The following is a 20,625-nucleotide window of genomic DNA, read 5'->3' on the forward strand; positions in this document are numbered from 1 at the left end:
GTATTAATCCTCTCGGGCAAAAAGTGCCTCAATAAAATCGTCAGCCTTAAACGGCCGCAAATCTTCGATGCCTTCCCCAACGCCGATGTAACGAATCGGGATAGAGAATTGATCGGCAATGGCGAAGATCACCCCGCCCTTGGCGGTACCGTCCAATTTAGTCAGTGTGATACCGGTTAAGCCCACGGCTTCATTAAATAATTTCGCCTGGCTGACAGCATTCTGTCCGGTGCTGGCATCTAGAGTCAGCATAACCTCATGGGGGGCCTGGTCGTCCAGTTTTTTCATGACGCGGACGATCTTCTTCAGCTCTTCCATCAGGTGCGCTTTGTTCTGCAAACGCCCCGCCGTATCGGCAAGCAGTACGTCGATACCACGGGCTTTGGCGGCCTGCACAGCATCGTAAATCACCGAGGCAGAGTCCGCGCCAGTATGCTGCGCCACAACCGGAATACGGTTACGTTCACCCCACACCTGAAGTTGCTCCACGGCCGCCGCACGGAAGGTATCCCCTGCCGCCAGCATCACCGATTTGCCTTCAGCCTGGAATTGGCGAGCCAGTTTACCGATAGTGGTGGTTTTACCGACGCCGTTCACCCCAACCATCAGAATGACATACGGGTTTTTACCGCCAACATCCAGTGGCTGATCAACTTTAGCCAGAATTTCAGACATTTCCTCCTTCAACTTACCGTACAACGCCTCGGCGTCTTTCAGTTGCTTGCGGCTGGCATGTTGAGTCAGGGATGTAATGATTTTACGCGTGGTTTCCACGCCAACGTCGGCAACCAACAATTGCTCTTCCAATTCTTCAAAGAGATCGTCGTCGATTTTCTTGCCGCGGAACAGGCCGATGAAGCCTGAACCCAAATTTTGCTTGGTTTTTACCAGGCTGCGTTTCAGGCGGGCAAAGAAGCCTTCTTTGGTCGGGCGCTCTTGCTCCTGAGTCACTACAGGTGCCTGCAGCTCAGGTTCTTTTTCTTCTTCAACGTCTTCTGCAACGACCGGGGCGGCGATAATCGGCTCCAAAGCCACCTTAGCCGGTAAAGGCTCTGGCTCCGATGCAGTCACTTCCGGCTTAACCTCAACAACGGGCTCCGGTTCAACCACGTCCGGCGCAATCTCGATAACCGGCTCAGGCTCGACCACGTCCGGCGCAATCTCGATAACCGGCTCAGGCTCAACCACGTCCGGCGAAATCTCGATAACCGGTTCAGGCTCGACCACGTCCGGCGCAACCTCGATAACCGGCTCAGGCTCAACCACTTCGGGTTCAGGCACAATCACCGGCTCAGCTACAACCACTGCAACCGGTTCTGGCTCAACGTCAGTAATCTGCTCTGCGGTCTCTTCTACTGCTACCGGCTTCTGTTCCAAGGCCACCTGTTCAGTAACGGTAACAATGTCTTCCGCCAGCGTGTCTGCCGGTGCAGGGTGCTCGGCAACAACCGGCACGCTTTCTGCTATATGTTCACCGGTCAGGCTACCGTCCCATTCTCCTGGGGTATCTACGGAAGCGGCAGGTTCAGATTCCTGGGCGGGGAGCTGGTCATCCAGCTTGGGGGCAACCGGTTCAGCCGGCGTCTCCACGGCCTGATTATCCGCCGGTTCTACCGACGTCTCAGGTTGCTGTTGCTCTTCTTCCTTCTGGCCAAAGCCCAGCCAGGAGAAAAATCCGCGTTTCTTATCTTTTGCCATGTTATGACTCTACTCCGTACCGAAGGCTTGCTTATACTGATAATTATTCCGCCGAGTCTATCACTTTCCCTCGCGCAGCAACACGCATCCGGTATGCTTTCCGCTGTGAAATCAGGCAACAAAGTTTTACCGTTTCCCCCGGCGCGTCTCACCGGTAGAATAGAGACAACTTTTCGTTAAATCATGCGGCCTCACGGCCATAGAAAGAAATAAAGCAAACCTATGACAAGAATATCGCCACGGGCATCGGCAAAAAAACCGTCCCAGGCTGCGGCCGGGCAGATCCGTATTATCGGTGGCCAATGGCGCGGACGAAAACTGCCCGTACCGAACAGCCCGGGGCTGCGCCCGACGACCGATCGCGTTCGTGAAACCCTGTTCAACTGGCTGGCACCGGTGATCCAGGGCGCACGCTGCCTGGATTGTTTTGCCGGTAGCGGTGCACTCGGGCTGGAAGCCTTATCACGCTATGCCGGCAGCGTCACCTTGTTGGAGTTCGAACGCCCAGTGGCACAACAACTGGAGAAAAATCTGGCGCTGCTGCAAGGGAAAGGCGATGTGGTCAACACTAACGCCCTGACCTGGCTGGCACGCAATGCCCAACCCTTTGACGTGGTGTTCCTCGATCCGCCGTTTCGCAAAGGGCTGTTGGCTGAAACTATTGCGCTGCTGGAGCACCAAGGCTGGCTGGCCGATGAGGCCTGGATTTACGTAGAAGCCGAAGCCGAAAGCGCCGCAACTGACGTCCCGGCCAATTGGCAGCTACACCGTGAAAAAGTCGCCGGTCAGGTGGCTTACCGTCTTTATATCCGTTCGCAAGAGAAAACCGACAATGCTGATTAATTTGGGTCGCCTGCTGATGCTGTGCGTGTGGGGCTTTCTGCTCTCCAATCTGTTCCACCCTTTTCCCAAGCCGCTGAAGTACTTCATCGACGTGGCGCTGTTCTTTATGGTGGTGATGCACGGGCTGCAATTAGTTTTGTTGAAGTCCACTCAACCGAAAGATCAACCGATAAGCTACTGGCAGGAAGCCAAGATCTTCATCTTTGGCGTTTTCGAGCTTCTGGCCTGGCAGAAAAAACAGCCCCCCATCAAAAGAAAATAGTTATTGCGGCGCAGGCTGGGCGGTAAAGGAGAGGTAACGCGTTCCTTGCATGCTCAGCATGCCCTGAGCGCCCTTTTCGATCGGATTGTATTGCCACTGTTTCAACCGTAGCCGAATCGCCTCACCGCCATCCAATGGGCTGAACACAACCTCATAGTGCATTGGTTCGTTGACCATGGTTTCACGCTGTGGCGAGCGGGTCTTGGCGACGGGAAATTCGTGCTTATCGCTCACGATGACCTGCAGATTGCGCACCGACGCGCGATCGTTCTCCGCTTCCAGCCGGCGCTGATGAAAATAGCGCTGTGTCGCCAGCACAGCGATCAATGCAATCACAGCAATAAAAAACAGTGGCGGTTTGCTCATCGTTATTCCCATTCCTTTCACAGTGAAATCGGCGTAAACATAGCATTCGCAAGAAAGCATTGTCGATTGCAGCCGTGCTGCCTACACTGCAATCAGGAAGTGACACTGGTGACAATTTAGAGCCGGATGCTGCGGCTCCCATAATGAATAAGGAAGACATAATGAGTTGGCCGTTCCTTGCCGTATTCTTTTCCGGTTGGCTGTTCGTCGATGCCTCCTACCGCGGGCCACGCTGGCAACGCTGGGTGTTTAAACCGGTTACCCTGCTATTACTGCTGCTTTTGGCCTGGCAAGCGCCAGTACTGGGTGCCGCAGGCTATCTGATTGTCCTGGGTCTGGTGGCAACACTGATCGGCGACGCCCTGTTGTTGTTGCCGCGAGAGCGCGTGCTCTACGCCATCGGGGCTTTTTTCCTGTCTAGCTTACTCTATACCCTGAGTTTCGCTAGTCAGATGACCTTCAGTCTGTTTTGGCCGCTGCCGTTGGCATTGCTGGTAATCGGCATGCTGTTATTGGCGACCATCTGGACCCGGCTGGAAGAAATGCGCTGGCCTATCGCCACGTTGGTCGCAATGACGCTGCTGATGGTGTGGTTGGCAGGTGAACAATACTTTATGCGCAGCACAGATTTCGGTTTCTCTCTGCTGGCCGGCACCTCTCTCCTGCTGCTTGCCAACATCGTGTGGTTGATTAATCGCTATCGCTTTACCTTCCGTGCAGCGGATGCGCTCGTGGCGTTCTGCTACTTTTCCGGCCATTTCCTGATCGTACGTTCGTTGTACCTGTAATGCTCAGGGCGGGTTCGGCTATCGAACCCGCTGTATTATGCCAACGCCTTCAGCGTCAAACCGTCATCTGCACCGAGTTGATTGCGATAAATATCCCCGTCTCGCGAGAAGAAGAGCAATGTGCTGCCGTCCGCCTGCAGCAAAGCGATACCATCGGGCGCAGGGCGCCAACCTACAACCTCAGCCGTAAGCACCTTTTTCAAACACCCCTGCCGATCCACCAATTGGTAGCCGTTGGTTTCACTCTGCTCGCTGGCTAAAAACGCGATCTGACACTGGTGTTCAGCATCGGCGACTTGCCACTGCCCCGCCAGAGACTGCGCGGTGGGAAGAACTAAACTGCTGGCCATAACGGTCCCCGTAACAATCATGCCCCCCGCCATCGCGGCGGCACAGGCTACGCTGCCTTTCATATCGACTCCTGCATAACGCCCGGCCAGAGTGCACCGGGCGCTATTATCTTCACTGTTACACGATAAAGTCAGTGGCAACGTCTACCTGGCCCACGATCTTCACCAGGAAGTCCGGTGCCTGATGGCCACCGATGTTCAATGCCAGATCGCTGACGTTATTTGACGCATTGTAGGACAGTAAAGCTTCCCCCGCTGCGCCGCTGAAATGATCAACAAAGTGGATCTGATCGCTGCTCGATACACCCTGATTGAAGAATGACAGATCGATCTTATCGATGCCTTTCTGGAAGTCCTTGATCCAGTCAGACGCACCTGGCGTAGAGTCGCTGACCGCAGAGAAGACAAAAATATCCTTGCCCGCACCGCCCCACAGCTCATCGGCCCCACCACCGCCGAACAGAATGTCGTTGCCCGCGCCGCCTTTCAGCACGTTGTTGGCCGCATTGCCGACGATCACATCATTGCCCGAACCACCAATCGCATTTTCAATCGTCACGCCGGCGGCGATAGACACGTTACCTTTCAGCCCGCCCACGTCGGAGAAGGACTTTTCGTTCAGGTTAATGCGCTGATTAGCGGTGTAACCGGAGAAATCGAAGGTGTCATTGCCACCCGCATCCCAGGCCGCAAAGATCACTTTTTGCGAATTGCTGGTCGTACTGAGGAAATCACGGCCGGTATTGGAGTTGAAGCCATACACCGTGTCACCGGTACGGGTCGACAGGTTAGCGCCATACAGGTGCTGAATGGCTGAAATGTCATCCAGCAACGGTGCCGCAGCGTAGTGACCGCCGTTATCACCGCCGGTATTGGTTTCACTCCAGTAGCTCATCAGACTGAACCCGCGAGTATCCTCGGCATAACTGGCGTTGTTATAGGTTGGATTGCCTTCTCCGGCGTTGTAATCACCCGGATGGCTCAGGCCCAATGCATGGCCAATCTCGTGAGTAAACGTCTGGCGGCCATAATCTTCGCTGGCGGGATGCTTAACGTTGGACTGGTTGACGTTGTACCAAGTCTGACCACCCAGATCCTGCCCTTGGTAGATCGTGTTCGGCAAGAACGCATACGCCTGCGTGCCGTAGTCGTAATGACCAGGGCGATCCTGGCTGTAGTTGCCAAACGTGATATTGGCCTTTTGGCCGGCGGCAACTTCAGTAAAAGTGATATTGGCCACGTCAGACCACGACTGCAGCGACAGTTTGGCCTGCTGCTGCTGTTCCGCGCTGAACTTGCTCAGCCCGGTATCGCCGGCAACGTTGGTGGAAGAGAATTTATAGTCCGGGAAAGAGAAAGTTAATTTAACCGACTGGTCAAAAACTTTATAACCGTTCCAGGTTTGGTTGGTGCGGGTAATAAACAGCCCAGCTTGTTCGGTAGAAAATGAGTCCTTGCCATTAACCTGAATCCCGTTGCCACGTTCGTGGTAATGCAACAGATCGTCTACAGCATTATAGCCGGAGCCGGTCGCCGCGAGAGCCGATTCAGTAACTTCAATTGCCTTTTTAGTAGATTGCATTGGTTCGATTCCACTCATTAGCTGATCGTTATCAATCAGACAGATAGACATAACCTGCCCGTCAGCGACGGAGAACGATCCGGCAACTAGCGGGAAGGGACTTATGCGCCGTTACCGGCAGTGTGTTAGACAGAATTAATGCATATATATCAGCAAATAAGATTACCGCCATAAATGGTAATCGATTCCAATTATAGGCAGGGGTTGGAAACTGAACATAAAATAATCAGCTATATATTCATGTAACGAAGGAGAGTTATGCTGGTTTTTACCGTTATTTACAATGTAAATGAAACTTAAACTTCATAAGTTGGCAACAAACTTCAACAAAAATGCGGCCTGTAGGTTCAAGCGGATCGTGCTGGCATTTAAGTGACATAAAGTTAAATTTAGCTAAAGAGTTATAGATTAATAACTCTTTATTATTAGCCGACGGGACTTTTTAGTTTGTATAGGAATAACATTTTCTTATTTTGACTAACGGCCGTGTTTCACCAGACCGAAATGTGCTTATTAAGCCAGTCAATACGTTGAAACGTACGTCACTGACGTAAAAACCCCCTCCGTCTCACAGTTAGCAATAATTCTCATCCCCTGCTTGACTCTGGAGTTGGCTCCAGGGTGTAGAGTCTGCCCAATGAACTTCATTAACGGCCCGGAGGGGGACGCTATGACTCACCATGAAAACCATAATCATCAAGAACACCATCATGCGGAAGGCGGTTGTGGGTGCAATCACAGCCACAGTAAAACCCAGCACGGTTGCAGCAGTGAAAAACAGAGTGGCGACAGCCACAGCGGACATACGCACGCACATGATCATGGCGCTGGAAGTTGCAGCACGGAAGATCATGAGGATCCGGATGAGGAAAGTGACAGGCTAGCTGCCGCCCCTCTCTCCGGAAGTCAGCGCTATAGCTGGAAAGTCACAGGTATGGACTGCCCAAGCTGCGCCAAAAAAATTGAAAACGCGGTGACCGCCATCCCCGGCGTCGACAACGCTCGCGTGCTGTTCGCCACAGAAAAATTGGTTGTCGACGCGCAATCCGATATTAGCCTGCGTATTCAGGACGCGGTAAAACAAGCCGGATTTACCCTGCTCGGGGCGCAAACAGCCCAAGCCGAACAGCCAAAATCGTCGCGCCTTGGCGAGTTCGGTCCGCTACTGCTGCTTACCACGCTGATGATCGTCAGTTGGGCGCTCAGCATGGTCAACCCTGAACTGAGCCGCATTGCTTTTATCGCCACCACATTGGTAGGTCTGGCACCGGTCGCGACCAAAGCGGTTCGACTGATCCGCTCCGGTACGCCATTTGCCATTGAAACGCTGATGAGCGTGGCCGCCATCGGAGCACTGTTTATCGGTGCAACGGCCGAAGCGGCGATGGTGCTGCTGCTGTTTATGGTCGGTGAAATGCTGGAGTCCTATGCCGCTAACCGCGCGCGCCGCGGCGTGAAAGCACTGATGGAATTGGTACCGGAAGACGCCCTGCTGCTTCAAGGCACGCAGCGCAAACGGGTACCGGTATCCAGCCTACGCCCTGGCGATGTGATTGAAATTGCCCCCGGTGGCCGCCTGCCGGCAGATGCCGAACTGATCAATGCGTTCGCCAGCTTCGACGAAAGCGCCCTGACCGGCGAGTCGGTGCCCGTCGAACGCCAGCAGGGTCAAAAAGTCGCTGCGGGCAGTTTGTCGGTCGATCAGGCCGCGCAGATGAAAGTGGTTTCTGAACCTGGCAAAAACGCCATCGACCGCATTCTGCAACTGATTGAAGAAGCTGAAGAACGCCGAGCACCGATCGAGCGTTTCCTCGATCGTTTCAGCCGGTACTACACCCCAGCTATCATGCTGCTGGCTATCGCAGTGATCCTGGTACCACCGTTAATGTATTCACAACCCTGGGATACCTGGATTTATCGTGGCCTGACCCTGCTGCTGATCGGTTGTCCTTGTGCACTGGTGATCTCCACCCCGGCGGCGATCACATCCGGGCTGGCCGCCGCCACCCGCCGTGGTGCGCTGATTAAAGGCGGTGCGGCGTTGGAACAATTGGGCCAGGTACAAACCATTGCTTTCGATAAAACCGGCACGCTGACTGAAGGCAAACCCACAGTCACCGATGTACTCCCGCTCAACGGCATCAGTGAACAACAATTACTGACCCTTGCCGCTGCGGTTGAAGCAGGTTCCCATCACCCGTTGGCGCAAGCAATTATCAAACGCGCCGAGCAATACGGTGCGCCTCTGCCACTGGCACAAGGCCGTCGAGCATTGGCTGGCGTAGGGGTAGAAGGTATTGTCGACGGTAAAACCCTGCTGATCAGCGCACCTGCCAAGCTGGCCGCAGGTTTGCTGCAACAACAGGGTATCCAGCAGGTGGAGCGGCTGGAAAATGCCGGTAAGACAGCGGTGGTGGTACTGGAAGAGGGTGTCCCTATCGGCCTGTTGGCGCTACGCGACACCTTGCGCAGCGACGCCAAACAGGCGATTGCCGAACTGAATGCATTGGGGATCAACGGGGTCATGTTAACCGGCGATAATCCACGTGCGGCGGCGGCAATTGCCTCTGAGCTTGGGCTGGATTACCGGGCTGGATTGTTGCCGGAAGATAAAGTGAAGGCAGTGACGGAACTGAGCGAATTGCGTCCAACAGCGATGATCGGCGACGGCATCAACGATGCCCCGGCGATGAAAGCCTCCAGCATTGGCATCGCGATGGGCAGCGGTACCGATGTGGCCCTGGAAACAGCCGATGCCGCGCTGACTCATAATCGCCTGCTGGGTGTGGCGGAAATGATCCGCATCTCACGCGCCACGCATGCCAATATCCGGCAGAACATCACCATTGCATTGGGGCTGAAAGGGGTATTTCTGATCACCACGCTGCTGGGCCTGACCGGGCTGTGGCTGGCCGTACTGGCAGACTCTGGCGCCACCGCGCTGGTCACCGCCAACGCGCTGCGGCTACTGAAGAAACGCGACTAGGCAATAACACACTGTAACCACGTGGCCCAGGAATGGGCCACGCCATCTATTCCCCGGGCAGAGGTTAGACGCCCTTACGTAACAGGTAGCGGTACGGTGCCTTATCGGTTTCCTGCGCCACCAGCGTATGTTCCATAAAACGGCAGAACCCCGGAATGTCGCGGGTTGTCGCCGGATCGTCAGCAATAATCAACAAGGTTTCACCGTTATCCATATGGCGCACGGTTTTGCGCACCATCATTACCGGTTCTGGACAGCGCAATCCCAGCGCATCAAGCGTCTGGTCAGCCTGGGAAAATAAGTCAGTCATGCATTTTTTCTCGTTCAAAAACGATCGGCGAACGCTCGCCGCATCTCATTAGCGCCTAGTTTACGCCGGTAGTTTTTCTGCGCAAGATGCGTTAACGTTTGCGTTAAAGAGGCTGCGTCTCCCGATGAAATGTGGTGCCGTCACTGCCCCCAACTGCCGTTATCACGGCGGAGGGTGCAGCCCATAGTGGGCACCTGACAACACAGAGAACGGTTGTTGGAGGCGTGACCTTTCAGGCTGGGGCCAAATCACAGTGCTGCTGCATTATTCGCCGCTTATTTGGCCCACTAACCGTTGCATTGGTTGCGCAAACGCGTATCATGCGCCCGCGCAGCTTATTTCGTTGCACAGACAAGACATTTTTGGGTTCCCTCACCCCATTATTAAAAAGGCTACAACATGTATTCGTTTACTGCTCAGCAGCGCTTTACCGCGTTGGTCTGGCTATCGCTGTTCCATATTGTCATCATTACCTCCAGCAACTACCTGGTGCAGTTGCCGATGTCCATTTTCGGCTTTCATACCACCTGGGGTGCATTCACCTTCCCGTTTATTTTCCTGGCTACCGATCTGACAGTACGTATTTTTGGCGCATCACTGGCGCGGCGTATCATTCTTTCGGTGATGGTGCCGGCGCTGTTTATTTCGTACGTGATCTCCACGGTGACCTATCAGGGCGAGTGGCAGGGTTTTGCCGCGTTGGGCAGCTTTAATCTGTTTGTTGCGCGTATCGCCGTCGCCAGCTTTATGGCTTACGTACTCGGTCAGATCCTTGACGTCCACGTATTCAACCGCCTGCGTCAACGCAGCGCCTGGTGGGTTGCTCCCGCTGCGGCCATGTTCCTCGGCAATATCAGTGATACCCTGTCGTTCTTCTTTATTGCTTTCTACAAGAGCAGCGACGCCTTTATGGCCAATAACTGGGTTGAAATTGCCCTGGTGGATTACAGCTTCAAAGTGCTGATCTGCATGCTGTTCTTCCTGCCAATGTACGGCGTATTGTTGAACATGCTGCTTAAGCGCATCGCTGCACGTCAAAACGACGGTAGCCTGCAACCGAGTTAACCCGTGTTATCATTGGCGGCCTGCACTTACCCGGAGGCCGCCAATGACAGTGACCACCCGCTACGCCACCCTCGAAGAAATTCATCGCCTGTACCAAGGCATCCCTGAGTTCGGTAACTTACACAGTCTGGCTGATTTGCAGCAACGTATTGGATCTGCCTCGGCTAACGCACTGATCGCCGAGATCGACGGCCAACCCGCAGGGTTCAAACTCGGTTATCAACAGCAGGAAAAGGTGTTCTACAGCTGGCTGGGCGGCGTATTGCCGAGGTTTCGCCGTTATGGTGTCGCACAGGCTTTACTCGTGGAGCAAGAGCAGTGGGCACGGGCTCGGGGTTATCGACTGTTGGTGGTAAAAACGCGCAATCAGTTCCGTGCAATGCTGATGATGCTCATCAGTCATCACTATCAGATTGTTCAGCTGGAAAAGAAAGGCGAAGTGGCTGATTATCGGCTATTACTTGAGAAAACCTTGTGACAACATCTGCCTTGCATTTCACCCTGGAATAGGGTGCGATAAGGCAGTGAAACCCTACCTGAAAGGAAAAAGGAAGCCCAATGCGTAAAGTAGCAAAATTGATGGGTATCAGCCTGTTAGTGCTTGGCCTGGCGGCCTGTGACGGCGACACCAAAGACACCAAGGCATCAGCGGCTGATGCTGCTGCCAGCGCCCCGGCGGGGCAACAGGTAAGCTTGCTGGAGGGTACGCTGGCCTTCACCCTGCCCGTTGGCATGGCGGACCAAAGTGGCAAACTGGGCAATCAGGCAAACAACATGCATGTCTACGCCGACAGCACCGGTCAACGTGCGCTGATCGTGATCCTCGGCGACAAAACCCCCGACAGCCTGGAAACGCTGAGCAAACGTCTGGAAGATACCCAACGTGCGCGTGATGCCAACCTGCAGGTGGTCACCAACAAAGCCATCGACGTTGACGGCGTGCCACTGCGTCAGTTAGACAGCATCATCACCAGCAGCGGCGAGAAAGCCTACTCTTCTATATTGATTGGCACGCTGAACAACAACATGCTGACTATTCAGGTGACCCTGCCGGCGGATAACCAACAGCAGGCTCAGGCTGAAGCCGAAGGCATCATCAAAACGCTGAAGCTGAAAAAATAAATACGCGACTGTGTCCCTCCATTGAACCTGGAGGGACACAGCCTGCGGTGCCTTACGCCAATGCCTGCGCCAGCAGAGTGATCGGATGTTCGCAGCGCTTGCTGGTCGACATTTCGATTTGCCATTTGCAGGTTTCGCAGTCGGTGACCACGACATCCACGCCACTTTCCTCTATCTGGCGGAACAGCGATGCACCGATCCCCTGTGAGGTCGCATAGTTTTCCGATTTAAAACCGTAGGTGCCGGCAATCCCACAGCACTGCGAGTCCAGCACGATCAGCTCCAGCCCCGGGATTTGCCGCAACAATTCCAGCGTATAAGCAGTCCAGCCCATTTTCTCCATATGGCAAGGTGTATGGTAAGCCACCCGTAATGGCATGTTTTTCAATGGCAACTGACGTCCTTGATTGATCAGGCGATACAGATAACGTGTCGCCAGCTCTACCCGTTCACGCACTGCCGAGGTATCCACCTCCAGCAAATGCGGATATTCATCGCGCAGAGTAAAAGTACAGCTCGACGACGTTGCCACGACAGGAATACCGCGCTCCAGCACCGCTTCATGCAGCGACTCTGCATTCACCTTGGCCTGCTTTTTGGCCTGGGCGATAAAGCCGTTGGCGATTAGCGGCACGCCGCAGCATTTTTCACGCTTTAGCAGCTGCACGCCGATATCCATCGCATTAAAGACCTTGATCAGATCCTTACCCAGTTGCGGATGGTTGTAATTGACGAAGCAGCCGTGGAAAAACGCCACCTGCTCAGCGTAACGCTGCTGGACCTGCGCTTGCTGGCGGTACCAGCGACGGAAGGTGCCAAACGAATATTTAGGCAGTTCGCGACGATGGTCAATTTTTAACGCTTTATCCAGTAAAGCGCGTACCGGTTTCAACCCGGTAGCTGCATTAACGATCGGTGCAAACGGCGTCGATAGCGAGCCCATAATATCGGTGTGGCTCAGGATGGCATCGCGCAACGTAGGTTTGCTTTGGGCATAGTCGGCGCGAGCCCGTTGAATGATATCGCCGATTTTGACGTCTGACGGGCAAGCCACCTCACAGCGTTTGCAGTTAGTGCAATACTTAAGCGCTTCGTCGTACAACGCCGGATCCTTGAGCCTCAGACGTTCACCGTCAGGCCCCGCCTGCTTTGGCCCCGGATAGAGTGGGTTGACTTTGGCCACGGGACAATAGGTGGTGCACACCGTACACTTGATGCAGTTCTCAAAACTATTGTCTTTCTGTAGGCTCATGGTTGCTCCTCCTGCGCTGCAATCTGTTGCGCAACATGCAGCGCTCCAATCAGCGAAACACCCGCGCCGCAACCCTGCTGCAGCGGATCGTAGCCACCAGTCACCGCACCAATCGCGAACAGGTTGCTCACTGGCTCCCCGTGTCTTATTGCCCGTAACTGGCTATCGGTACGTACCCCAAATTGCAGATAGGGTTGCGGAGCAAACAGATCGCTATGGCACCAATCTGCGCGATCGGTTCGGCTGTCGACATCCAACCCCAATACCGGTTCACGTATACCGTCGAAGTCCGCCACCAGCCCATTACTGAAAAAGCTGCCGCTGGCCAGCACCACGTGTTGCGCAATGAGCGGAATATCGGTGTGGTTGCGGGTATAGAGACCCGTCACACGCCCAGCGTCGATATCTGCCCGCAGTACGCTGTCACCTGGCATAAAAACGCCGCCCAGCTGCTGTAAACGCGATCGCAGAGCCTGGTGCAAGCGCATGCCCAACACCGAAGGGGGGAGCGTCGGCAACACGCGGATAGGTTTCCCCACCGCCGCCTGCAGCGCCGCCAGCGGCTTATCGTCTTCCAACCCCAAGCAGGCGGGCAAGAAAATCGCCTCGGCATCCCCGGCAAGTCGACGCACTTCATCCGCCATCAATGTCAGGTTCTCAGCAAGATCCAGCACTCTGGCAATATTCACCGCCCGAAACTCACTGGGGTTGTTACGCAACCGGTCCAGCACAGGCAGGTGCATATGAGCCACTTCGGCCTTGATCGCCAACGCCTGCGTCAAGGAACTGGCAACCAGCTGAGGCTGAAAATCTAAAAATCCTTCGATACCAATTACCGCGATGTTTTGCCATGGAAGCTCCCCTTCCAGCGGCGTGACGGGTATCGCCTGCGGGCTTAGCCAAGTGGCTCGGCGCGTGCCAAGCGGCGTAACGCGCAGATGATTACGTTCGCTGCCCCCCTGCAAACTGAGGCCACAGCGATGCAGCAACCGTGCTGCTTCGTCAGACAACGTGGCTACCCGTTCCGCCCCCATCAGTGAATAGGGGTGCTGAGGGGCTTGTATGGCAAGCGCAGGCAACGCTGCCAGGGGAGCCTCTACCGGCGTGCCGTCGGGTAACTGTGCCAGCAGATCAAGCGAGCCGGAGGAGAAATAGAGGGCACTCTGGCCTGAACTGACGACGGCACAACGCTTGCCTTGCTCCGACAAGCGAATCGCACAGGTCATGCCCGCCAACCCGCCGCCAATCACCACTACGTCAAATCGCATCATCGGCCTCCTGTTCCTCCCGGGCATCAAGCCCGCACAATCCTTGGTAAACCCAACTGGTAAATTCGCTTTCACGTAGCGCATCCCCCCAAGCGATAGGTCGTACCCCTTTCCAACGCTCATTGAGGAAATGTGATAACTGATCGATAGACTGCTGCGGGGTGGTGACGTTAAAACGCGTGAGTAGCCCAGCGGCACGACAGGCGCAAAGCTCACCTTGGCAGGTGCCCATACCAACGCGGGTACGACGGCGCAGATCGACCAGATTATTGACGGTGAGCGTGTTCACCGCATAACGCACCTCGCCAGCGGTAACGGCTTCACATTCGCACACCAGGCTGTTATCCAGCCGATCGCCAGCCGGTACCCGACTGGCACGGTCACCGTGACGATAAACCGCCGAACCGCGAATGCTGGCGGGGAGAGAAACCACGCTGCGTACGGTTTCTTCCGCCGACTGGCGGGAACCCGGTAGGGCCTCTTGCGCAGTGGTGCAGGGGCTAGTTAACCCGAGCTTTTCGCATACTTTATCGGTGGCCCACTGTGCCATCAGCCGGTAGGTCATCAGTTTGCCGCCGGTGATGGTGATAAACCCTTCCAACCCGTCACGGCTGGCATGATCTAGCAGCACAATGCCACGGCTGACGTTACGGCCACTCGGATCATCATCACTGGCCACCAGTGGACGCACGCCGGCATAAGCTCGCAGAATACGGGTCTGCGCCAGCTCCGGTGCCAATAACGCGCCTTCACGTATCAGGATGTCCACTTCTTGTGGTGTCACCTGCATGTTGTCAATCTGGTCATAGTCAATGTGGGTGGACGTTGTGCCAATCAACGAAATGGTGTCACCCGGAACCAGAATGTCGGCATCTGCGGGCTTGCGGCAACGGTTGATCACCATGTTATTGATGCGATGCCCGAGGATCAGCAAAGCACCTTTCGCCGGGAACATACGAATACGCAAATCGGCATATTCCGCAATCTGCTGGCCCCAAATGCCGGCGGCGTTAACCACCATTTCGGCATGAATATCGTAGCGGCGCGCAGATTTATGGTCGAAAACGCGCACGCCTGTCACGCGATCGCCCACACGAATCAAACCAACCACCTGATGATAGGTCAGAATTTGCGCCCCGTGCTCACGGGCATCGAGCATATTCGCGGCGGTTAGTCGGAACGGATCAACAGTGCCATCGGGTACGCGCACCGCACCTATCAATGTTGGATTCGCCGCGGGCTCCAGGCGCAGTGCCAACTGTGGGTCAATCGCTTCGGCGTTGATGCCGGCACTGTGACAGGCGGCAATAAACTCTTGTTGGTAGGCCAACGAATCCTGCGGCAACGTAATAAACAGCCCATCGGTACGCTCAATGCAGTGATGTGCAATGCGTTTGAGGATACGGTTTTCTTCTATACACTCGCGTGCCGACTCGCCGTCGGTCACCGCATAACGCGCACCACTGTGCAGCAGGCCATGGTTGCGGCCCGTCGCGCCAGTCGCGATGTCGTGGCGCTCAAGCAGTATGCAACGCAGTCCACGGCGCGCACAGTCACGCGCAATGCCCGCGCCGGTCGCGCCACCGCCGATGATGATCACATCCGTTTCGTTAGCCGGTGAATGGCTGCTCATGACACTCCCTCATGATCCGTGGTTATGCGTCTATTGAGCCACAGTCACTGGGGTCTTTGTTTGATAAGGAACAATAACGAACCTGAAACGAAAACATAATGTCCACAAAAAACCATGAATGTGATCATAATCACGATTTTTGGGTGTTTTTCTATTTCATAACGTTAACGAATCGCTCAAAATTCGCCGGTGCTTCATAAAAGTGTAACAATTGCGCCATTCATCACAGCGACACCAGGCTGATTTGACTAGGATGGCGCTCGTTATGGAACATAAAAACACCACATTCGATATCCGCTCAATCATCAAATGAACGTACAAGATCATATTGATGTGATAACTAGATAAAGCCATCGGAGGCGCTCATGTTGAGTATTTTTAAGCCGGCAGCACACATTTCCCGTGTGCCGGTCGACAAAGTCGACCCGCTGTACCGTAAATTGCGCTGGCAAATTTTTATGGGGATTTTCTTCGGTTATGCCGCCTATTACCTGGTGCGCAAGAACTTCACCCTGGCCATGCCTTATTTGATTGACCAAGGTTTCAGCCGCGGTGACCTCGGTTTCGCGCTGTCCGGTATTTCTATCGCCTACGGTTTTTCCAAATTCATCATGGGGTCGGTGTCTGACCGCTCCAACCCTCGCGTATTCCTGCCCGCCGGCTTGATTTTGGCCGCAGCAGTGATGTTGTTCATGGGCTTCGTGCCTTGGGCAACGTCTAGCATCGCTGTCATGTTCGTGCTGCTGTTCCTGTGCGGTTGGTTCCAGGGAATGGGCTGGCCGCCGTGTGGCCGAACCATGGTGCACTGGTGGTCGCAGAAAGAACGCGGCGGTATTGTTTCGGTCTGGAACTGTGCCCACAACGTAGGTGGTGGTCTGCCGCCACTGCTGTTCCTGCTCGGTATGGCATGGTTCAACGACTGGCATGCTGCGCTGTATATGCCGGCCTTCGGTGCCATCCTGGTCGCCCTGATCGCCTTTGCCCTAATGCGTGACACCCCACAATCTTGTGGCCTGCCACCGATCGAAGAATACAAAAACGATTACCCGGACGATTACAGCGATAAAGCGGAAGAAGAGCTGACTGCCAAGCAAATCTTCATGCAATACATTCTGCCGAACAAGCTGTTGTGGTACATCGCCGTGGCCAACGTGTTCGTCTACCTGTTGCGTTACGGCATCCTGGACTGGTCACCGACCTACCTGAAAGAAGTGAAGCATTTTGCGCTGGACAAGTCTTCCTGGGCTTACTTCCTGTACGAATATGCCGGTATTCCGGGCACCCTGCTGTGCGGCTGGATGTCGGACAAGGTGTTCAAAGGTAACCGCGGTGCAACGGGCGTGTTCTTTATGACCCTGGTGACCATCGCCACCGTGGTTTACTGGCTGAACCCGGTCGGTAATCCTGGCATCGATATGGCCTGTATGATCACCATCGGCTTCCTGATTTATGGCCCGGTGATGTTGATCGGTCTGCACGCATTGGAGCTGGCGCCGAAGAAAGCAGCCGGTACCGCTGCGGGCTTCACCGGTCTGTTCGGTTACCTGGGGGGTTCCGTCGCAGCCAGCGCCATCGTCGGCTATACCGTTGACTACTTCGGTTGGGACGGCGGCTTCATGGTGATGATTGGCGGCAGCATCGGTGCGGTAGTCCTGTTGTTGCTGACCATGATGAGCGAGAAAAAGCACCACGCAGAAATCGCTGCCAATAAACGCGGTTAAGTTTCATATCACTGTCGCATTATTTAAAGGCCGCATTGCGGCCTTACACTGCTGACAAAGCCTGTTATTAGGGAAAGGGTGCCGATGGGGTCGTAGCGGCTTGTCCGCCGGAGCGCCCCTCGGCGCGCTAAGCCCGGGCATCTCGGGTTCAAAAACCACTTTGTCATCAAACTCAGGCCGCATTGCGGCCTTTTTACTCCCCTCTGCCCCTACAACACGGAGAACAACAACATGCGGACTCAAGTCAAAGCCCTGCTGACAGGGATCATCCTGGCGACCTCAATGGTCAGCGCGGCGCACGCCGCCGACAAGGTAGTCATTGCCCACCGTGGCGCCAGCGGTTATCTGCCGGAACACACGCTGCCCGCGAAGGCCATGGCCTATGCGCAGGGGGCAGACTTCCTCGAGCAGGATCTGGTGATGACCAAAGACAACGAGTTGGTGGTGTTGCATGACCACTATCTCGATCGCGTCACCGATGTGGCAGAACGTTTCCCAGACCGTGCGCGCAAAGATGGTCGCTATTACGCCATCGACTTCACGTTACCGGAAATTAAATCGCTGAAGTTTACCGAAGGCTTTGAGATAGAAAACGGCAAGAAGGTACAGGGATACCCAGGCCGTTTCCCGATGGGCAAATCCGACTTCCGTGTTCATACCTTCCAGGAAGAGATCGAGTTTGTTCAGGGCCTGAACCATTCAACCGGTAAAAACATCGGTATCTACCCGGAAATCAAAGCACCCTGGTTCCACAAGCAGGAAGGCAAAGACATCTCCAGCAAGGTGCTGTCAGTCCTGAAGCAGTATGGTTATACCGGCAAAGGCGATAACGTCTATCTGCAATGCTTCGACGCCAACGAACTGAAGCGAATTAAAACCGAGCTTGAACCGAAGATGGGTATGGATCTGAAACTGATCCAACTGATTGCCTATAACAAGTGGCAGGAAACCTATGAGCAAAAGGCCGATGGCAAGTGGGTGGAATACGACTATGACTGGATGTTCAAACCAGGCGCGATGAAGCAAATTGCTCAGTACGCCGACGGTATCGGACCGGACTACCACATGCTGGTGGTAGCGGAGAAATCCAAGCCCGGCAAGGTGGTATTGACCGACATGGTGAAGGAAGCCCATGCCAATAAACTGGCGGTGCACCCATTCACCATCCGTGCAGATGCGCTACCGAACTACGTCACCGACGTGAACCAACTGTATGACGTGATTTACAACCAAGCAGGCGTTGACGGCGTATTCACCGACTTCCCTGACAAGGGCGTGCAATTCCTGCAAAAGCAGGGCCAGCACAAGTAACCATCAGGGCGCCGCAAGGCGCCCCATGATAAGTCACAACCCAATGGATTTCGCGTCCCGGCGAGGCTGACAAGTAAACGCATCCCCGGGAGCTTACTCAAGTCAGTGACTGGGGTAAGTGCGCGTAGCCAACAATGCTAAACGAAGGGTTATCAGGCCAGGAACATCTTACGCAGATAGTGCGGTACCGCGTCGTCGACGTTGGAGCCAATCACTTCCAGCTCAGGCAGCTTGTCTTTCAGACGCTGGTGCGCGTCGCGCATGATGCAGCCTTTACCGGCCATCGACAGCATTTCCAGATCATTCATACCGTCGCCAAAGGCAATGCACTCTTTCAGCGTATAGCCGATGATCTTGGCCACTTCTTCCAGCGCATGCCCTTTTGACACACCGCCCGCCATCACTTCCAGACAGGTTGGAAACGAGAAACTGACGTTAACCCGATCGCCCCAACGCGCATTGATGGCATCTTCCAGCGGCAGCAGTTTTTCGTGATCGTCACAGGTGAAGTACACCTTGCACACACCGTCGGTTTCCAGCAGGCCTGGCTCGAACAGCTGGTAGGTGAAGATCGACTCGCGGAAGAATTCCTCCTGCTCCGGGCTTTCGCGGTTGATGTACCAGTCGTCGTTACGGTAGACGTTGGTGGTGATGTCCGCATCGTCATGCAGCATGCCGTAGAGATCACGGGCAATGTCTTCGGCCAGATTATGGCTGAAAATCAGCTCGCCGTCGGTATTGTGCACTCGAGCGCCGTTAGAGGTGATCATAAAGGCATTGATATCGAGGCTATCGCGGATCTGCGCAACGTCGATATGGTGGCGGCCGGTAGCAAAAACAAAATGCACGCCACGCTGGGTCAGCAGCTTCAAGGTCTCTTTGGCGTAAGGTGACAGCGTATGGTCAGGTGATAGCAGCGTGCCATCTAAATCGGAAGCAACGACGTGATACATAGCGGTATGTTCTAACCTCTGATGGAGTGGTCGGCGGTAGGTGCACCACCTAAGTGTTGAGCAAAGAAACGCAGGATTGCGCTCAATGCTTCGGCGCGCATCGCGTCCCGCTCAAACAGGATCTCATGCCGTGCGCCTTCGATAACCTGCGGTTTACCCCCTTCACAGGGATGACCCGCGTCTGACAATGCCTGACAAAAAGCCTGGTGGGAACGGTTGTCGACCACCCGTTCTTCCCCGGCCTGTAATAATAATAGCGGCGTGGTTATTTTAGCCGCTTGAGCAATAATCTCTCGCCCAGCCTGCAGGCTTTCCCTTACCCAATGGTAAGTCGGCCCGCCCACTTGTAACTCGGGATAATCGGCGTAATAACGCAAACAGCGCCGATAGCGTTCCCGGCTGTGGGTCAATACATTGACGACATAGGGCAGTGGCCGCCACTGGCCAGTGCCTATTGCATAGTAGTCGCGTACTACGGGGTATTTCTCCGCCCAATTCAGGATACGGTTTGCCATCCAGTCGGGCATTGGCAAATAAATACCGAACATGGGCGCACAAAACGCAGCTGCGTCAAAGCTCTGAGGCTGGCGTACCAGAAACTGCGCCAGGATCGCTCCCCCCATCGAATGGGCCAACGCAAAACGTTGCCGGTAGCCACCTGGTGCCACTTCTTGCTGATAGAATTGCGCGAAATCGTCAACGTAATCGGCAAAGTTTATCACATGACCCCGGTGCGTATCTGCCAGCAAACGGCCTGAACGGCCTTGCCCGCGGTGATCCAGAATCATTACGTCATAGCCGCAATGAAACAGATCGTAAGCAACCTCAGGATATTTAACGTAACTTTCGATGCGGCCGGGGCTGATCACCACCACCCGCTGGTGACGTGCAGAGCGGAAACGTACGAAACGGATTGGCACACCGCCAACCCCGCTGAACTCGCCTTCTTCACGCAGCCGCCAAAAATCCAGCAGCGGTCCGGTGGCGAAGGCAGCGAACTGCGTTTCACGCGTTAACCAGTCATCAGTGCTGAGAGTAAACGACGTCATCAAGAGCTTTTCCCTGAGCCGCCAGCGGCAAAAATGTGACTTCTGGCACAAGAAATAATACTAGCG

The 20,625-nt window shown here is 54.8% G+C and carries 19 protein-coding genes; 9 read left to right on the plus strand and 10 right to left on the minus strand.

Annotation, left to right across the window (positions count from 1 at the left end; all coding sequences use genetic code 11):
- Positions 1–3: 3 nt before the first annotated feature.
- A complete protein-coding gene (gene ftsY / locus AC2FCQ_RS12710) occupies positions 4–1,698 on the minus strand; it encodes a signal recognition particle-docking protein FtsY (RefSeq protein ID WP_490308345.1) in 1,695 nt (564 codons plus the stop codon).
- A gap of 222 nt (positions 1,699–1,920) precedes the next feature.
- Between ftsY and rsmD the strand changes: the two genes are divergently transcribed.
- Both rsmD and AC2FCQ_RS12720 read left to right on the plus strand, forming a co-directional pair.
- A complete protein-coding gene (rsmD, locus tag AC2FCQ_RS12715) occupies positions 1,921–2,541 on the plus strand; it encodes a 16S rRNA (guanine(966)-N(2))-methyltransferase (protein ID WP_209637743.1) in 621 nt (206 codons plus the stop codon).
- Positions 2,531–2,803 carry a DUF1145 family protein gene (locus AC2FCQ_RS12720; RefSeq protein WP_006317223.1) on the plus strand — a complete coding sequence of 91 codons (273 nt, stop codon included), beginning with the start codon at positions 2,531–2,533 and terminating at the stop codon, positions 2,801–2,803. Before rsmD ends, AC2FCQ_RS12720 begins: the two co-directional genes overlap by 11 nt.
- On the opposite strand, the gene AC2FCQ_RS12725 is transcribed toward AC2FCQ_RS12720, so the two are convergent.
- Entirely contained in the window at positions 2,804–3,169 is a 366-nt protein-coding gene (locus AC2FCQ_RS12725; RefSeq protein WP_265556394.1) for a DUF2500 domain-containing protein, read from the minus strand.
- Positions 3,170–3,330: 161 nt separating this feature from the next.
- Between AC2FCQ_RS12725 and AC2FCQ_RS12730 the strand changes: the two genes are divergently transcribed.
- Positions 3,331–3,957: a lysoplasmalogenase gene (locus tag AC2FCQ_RS12730; RefSeq protein ID WP_490308346.1), complete on the plus strand. Its 627-nt coding sequence runs from the start codon at positions 3,331–3,333 to the stop codon at positions 3,955–3,957.
- Positions 3,958–3,992: 35 nt separating this feature from the next.
- Here AC2FCQ_RS12730 and AC2FCQ_RS12735 read toward each other — a convergent pair whose 3' ends face one another.
- Both AC2FCQ_RS12735 and AC2FCQ_RS12740 read right to left on the minus strand, forming a co-directional pair.
- Positions 3,993–4,370: an AprI/Inh family metalloprotease inhibitor gene (locus AC2FCQ_RS12735; RefSeq protein WP_490308347.1), complete on the minus strand. Its 378-nt coding sequence runs from the start codon at positions 4,368–4,370 to the stop codon at positions 3,993–3,995.
- A gap of 55 nt (positions 4,371–4,425) precedes the next feature.
- On the minus strand, positions 4,426–5,889 hold the full coding sequence (locus AC2FCQ_RS12740) for a serralysin family metalloprotease (protein WP_209637755.1): 1,464 nt from the start codon (positions 5,887–5,889) through the stop codon (positions 4,426–4,428).
- Between the two features lie 670 nt (positions 5,890–6,559).
- On the opposite strand from AC2FCQ_RS12740, the gene AC2FCQ_RS12745 reads away from it, so the two are divergent.
- Positions 6,560–8,875 carry a zinc/cadmium/mercury/lead-transporting ATPase gene (locus tag AC2FCQ_RS12745; protein WP_209637757.1) on the plus strand — a complete coding sequence of 772 codons (2,316 nt, stop codon included), beginning with the start codon at positions 6,560–6,562 and terminating at the stop codon, positions 8,873–8,875.
- 64 nt (positions 8,876–8,939) lie between these two features.
- On the opposite strand, the gene tusA is transcribed toward AC2FCQ_RS12745, so the two are convergent.
- Positions 8,940–9,185 carry a sulfurtransferase TusA gene (gene tusA / locus AC2FCQ_RS12750; RefSeq protein ID WP_209637759.1) on the minus strand — a complete coding sequence of 82 codons (246 nt, stop codon included), beginning with the start codon at positions 9,183–9,185 and terminating at the stop codon, positions 8,940–8,942.
- 399 nt (positions 9,186–9,584) lie between these two features.
- Here tusA and AC2FCQ_RS12755 point away from each other — a divergent pair, with 399 nt between their 5' ends.
- The 3 genes from AC2FCQ_RS12755 (at position 9,585) to AC2FCQ_RS12765 (ending at position 11,372) form a co-directional block, all read left to right on the plus strand.
- Positions 9,585–10,250, plus strand: a complete 666-nt coding sequence (locus tag AC2FCQ_RS12755) for a 7-cyano-7-deazaguanine/7-aminomethyl-7-deazaguanine transporter (protein WP_209637761.1) — start codon at positions 9,585–9,587, stop codon at positions 10,248–10,250.
- Between the two features lie 43 nt (positions 10,251–10,293).
- Complete coding sequence (locus AC2FCQ_RS12760; protein ID WP_490308348.1) at positions 10,294–10,728, plus strand: GNAT family N-acetyltransferase; 435 nt, start codon at positions 10,294–10,296, stop codon at positions 10,726–10,728.
- Between the two features lie 80 nt (positions 10,729–10,808).
- A complete protein-coding gene (locus tag AC2FCQ_RS12765; protein WP_209637766.1) occupies positions 10,809–11,372 on the plus strand; it encodes a DcrB family lipoprotein in 564 nt (187 codons plus the stop codon).
- 52 nt (positions 11,373–11,424) lie between these two features.
- On the opposite strand, the gene glpC is transcribed toward AC2FCQ_RS12765, so the two are convergent.
- From glpC to glpA, 3 genes are read right to left on the minus strand one after another with little or no spacing between them, the layout of a single operon-like run.
- Entirely contained in the window at positions 11,425–12,624 is a 1,200-nt protein-coding gene (gene glpC, locus AC2FCQ_RS12770; RefSeq protein WP_404760591.1) for an anaerobic glycerol-3-phosphate dehydrogenase subunit GlpC, read from the minus strand.
- Positions 12,621–13,892 carry a glycerol-3-phosphate dehydrogenase subunit GlpB gene (gene glpB / locus AC2FCQ_RS12775; protein WP_490308411.1) on the minus strand — a complete coding sequence of 424 codons (1,272 nt, stop codon included), beginning with the start codon at positions 13,890–13,892 and terminating at the stop codon, positions 12,621–12,623. Before glpB ends, glpC begins: the two co-directional genes overlap by 4 nt.
- Positions 13,882–15,525, minus strand: coding sequence for an anaerobic glycerol-3-phosphate dehydrogenase subunit A (gene glpA, locus AC2FCQ_RS12780; protein ID WP_404760592.1), 1,644 nt, complete (start codon positions 15,523–15,525; stop codon positions 13,882–13,884). Before glpA ends, glpB begins: the two co-directional genes overlap by 11 nt.
- Before the next feature lie 365 nt (positions 15,526–15,890).
- Here glpA and glpT point away from each other — a divergent pair, with 365 nt between their 5' ends.
- Positions 15,891–17,246, plus strand: a complete 1,356-nt coding sequence (gene glpT, locus AC2FCQ_RS12785) for a glycerol-3-phosphate transporter (RefSeq protein ID WP_037426293.1) — start codon at positions 15,891–15,893, stop codon at positions 17,244–17,246.
- A gap of 231 nt (positions 17,247–17,477) precedes the next feature.
- Positions 17,478–18,557 carry a glycerophosphodiester phosphodiesterase gene (glpQ, locus tag AC2FCQ_RS12790; protein WP_209637771.1) on the plus strand — a complete coding sequence of 360 codons (1,080 nt, stop codon included), beginning with the start codon at positions 17,478–17,480 and terminating at the stop codon, positions 18,555–18,557.
- A gap of 152 nt (positions 18,558–18,709) precedes the next feature.
- Here the strand turns inward: glpQ and yigL are convergent, their stop codons facing one another.
- Positions 18,710–19,510 carry a sugar/pyridoxal phosphate phosphatase YigL gene (gene yigL / locus AC2FCQ_RS12795; protein ID WP_209637773.1) on the minus strand — a complete coding sequence of 267 codons (801 nt, stop codon included), beginning with the start codon at positions 19,508–19,510 and terminating at the stop codon, positions 18,710–18,712.
- An 11-nt stretch (positions 19,511–19,521) separates the two neighbouring features.
- On the minus strand, positions 19,522–20,559 hold the full coding sequence (pldB, locus tag AC2FCQ_RS12800) for a lysophospholipase L2 (RefSeq protein WP_265556400.1): 1,038 nt from the start codon (positions 20,557–20,559) through the stop codon (positions 19,522–19,524).
- Between the last annotated feature and the right edge of the window lie 66 nt (positions 20,560–20,625).

The sequence above is a fragment of the Serratia sp. CoH_134_PS_4 genome, from assembly GCF_058190535.1.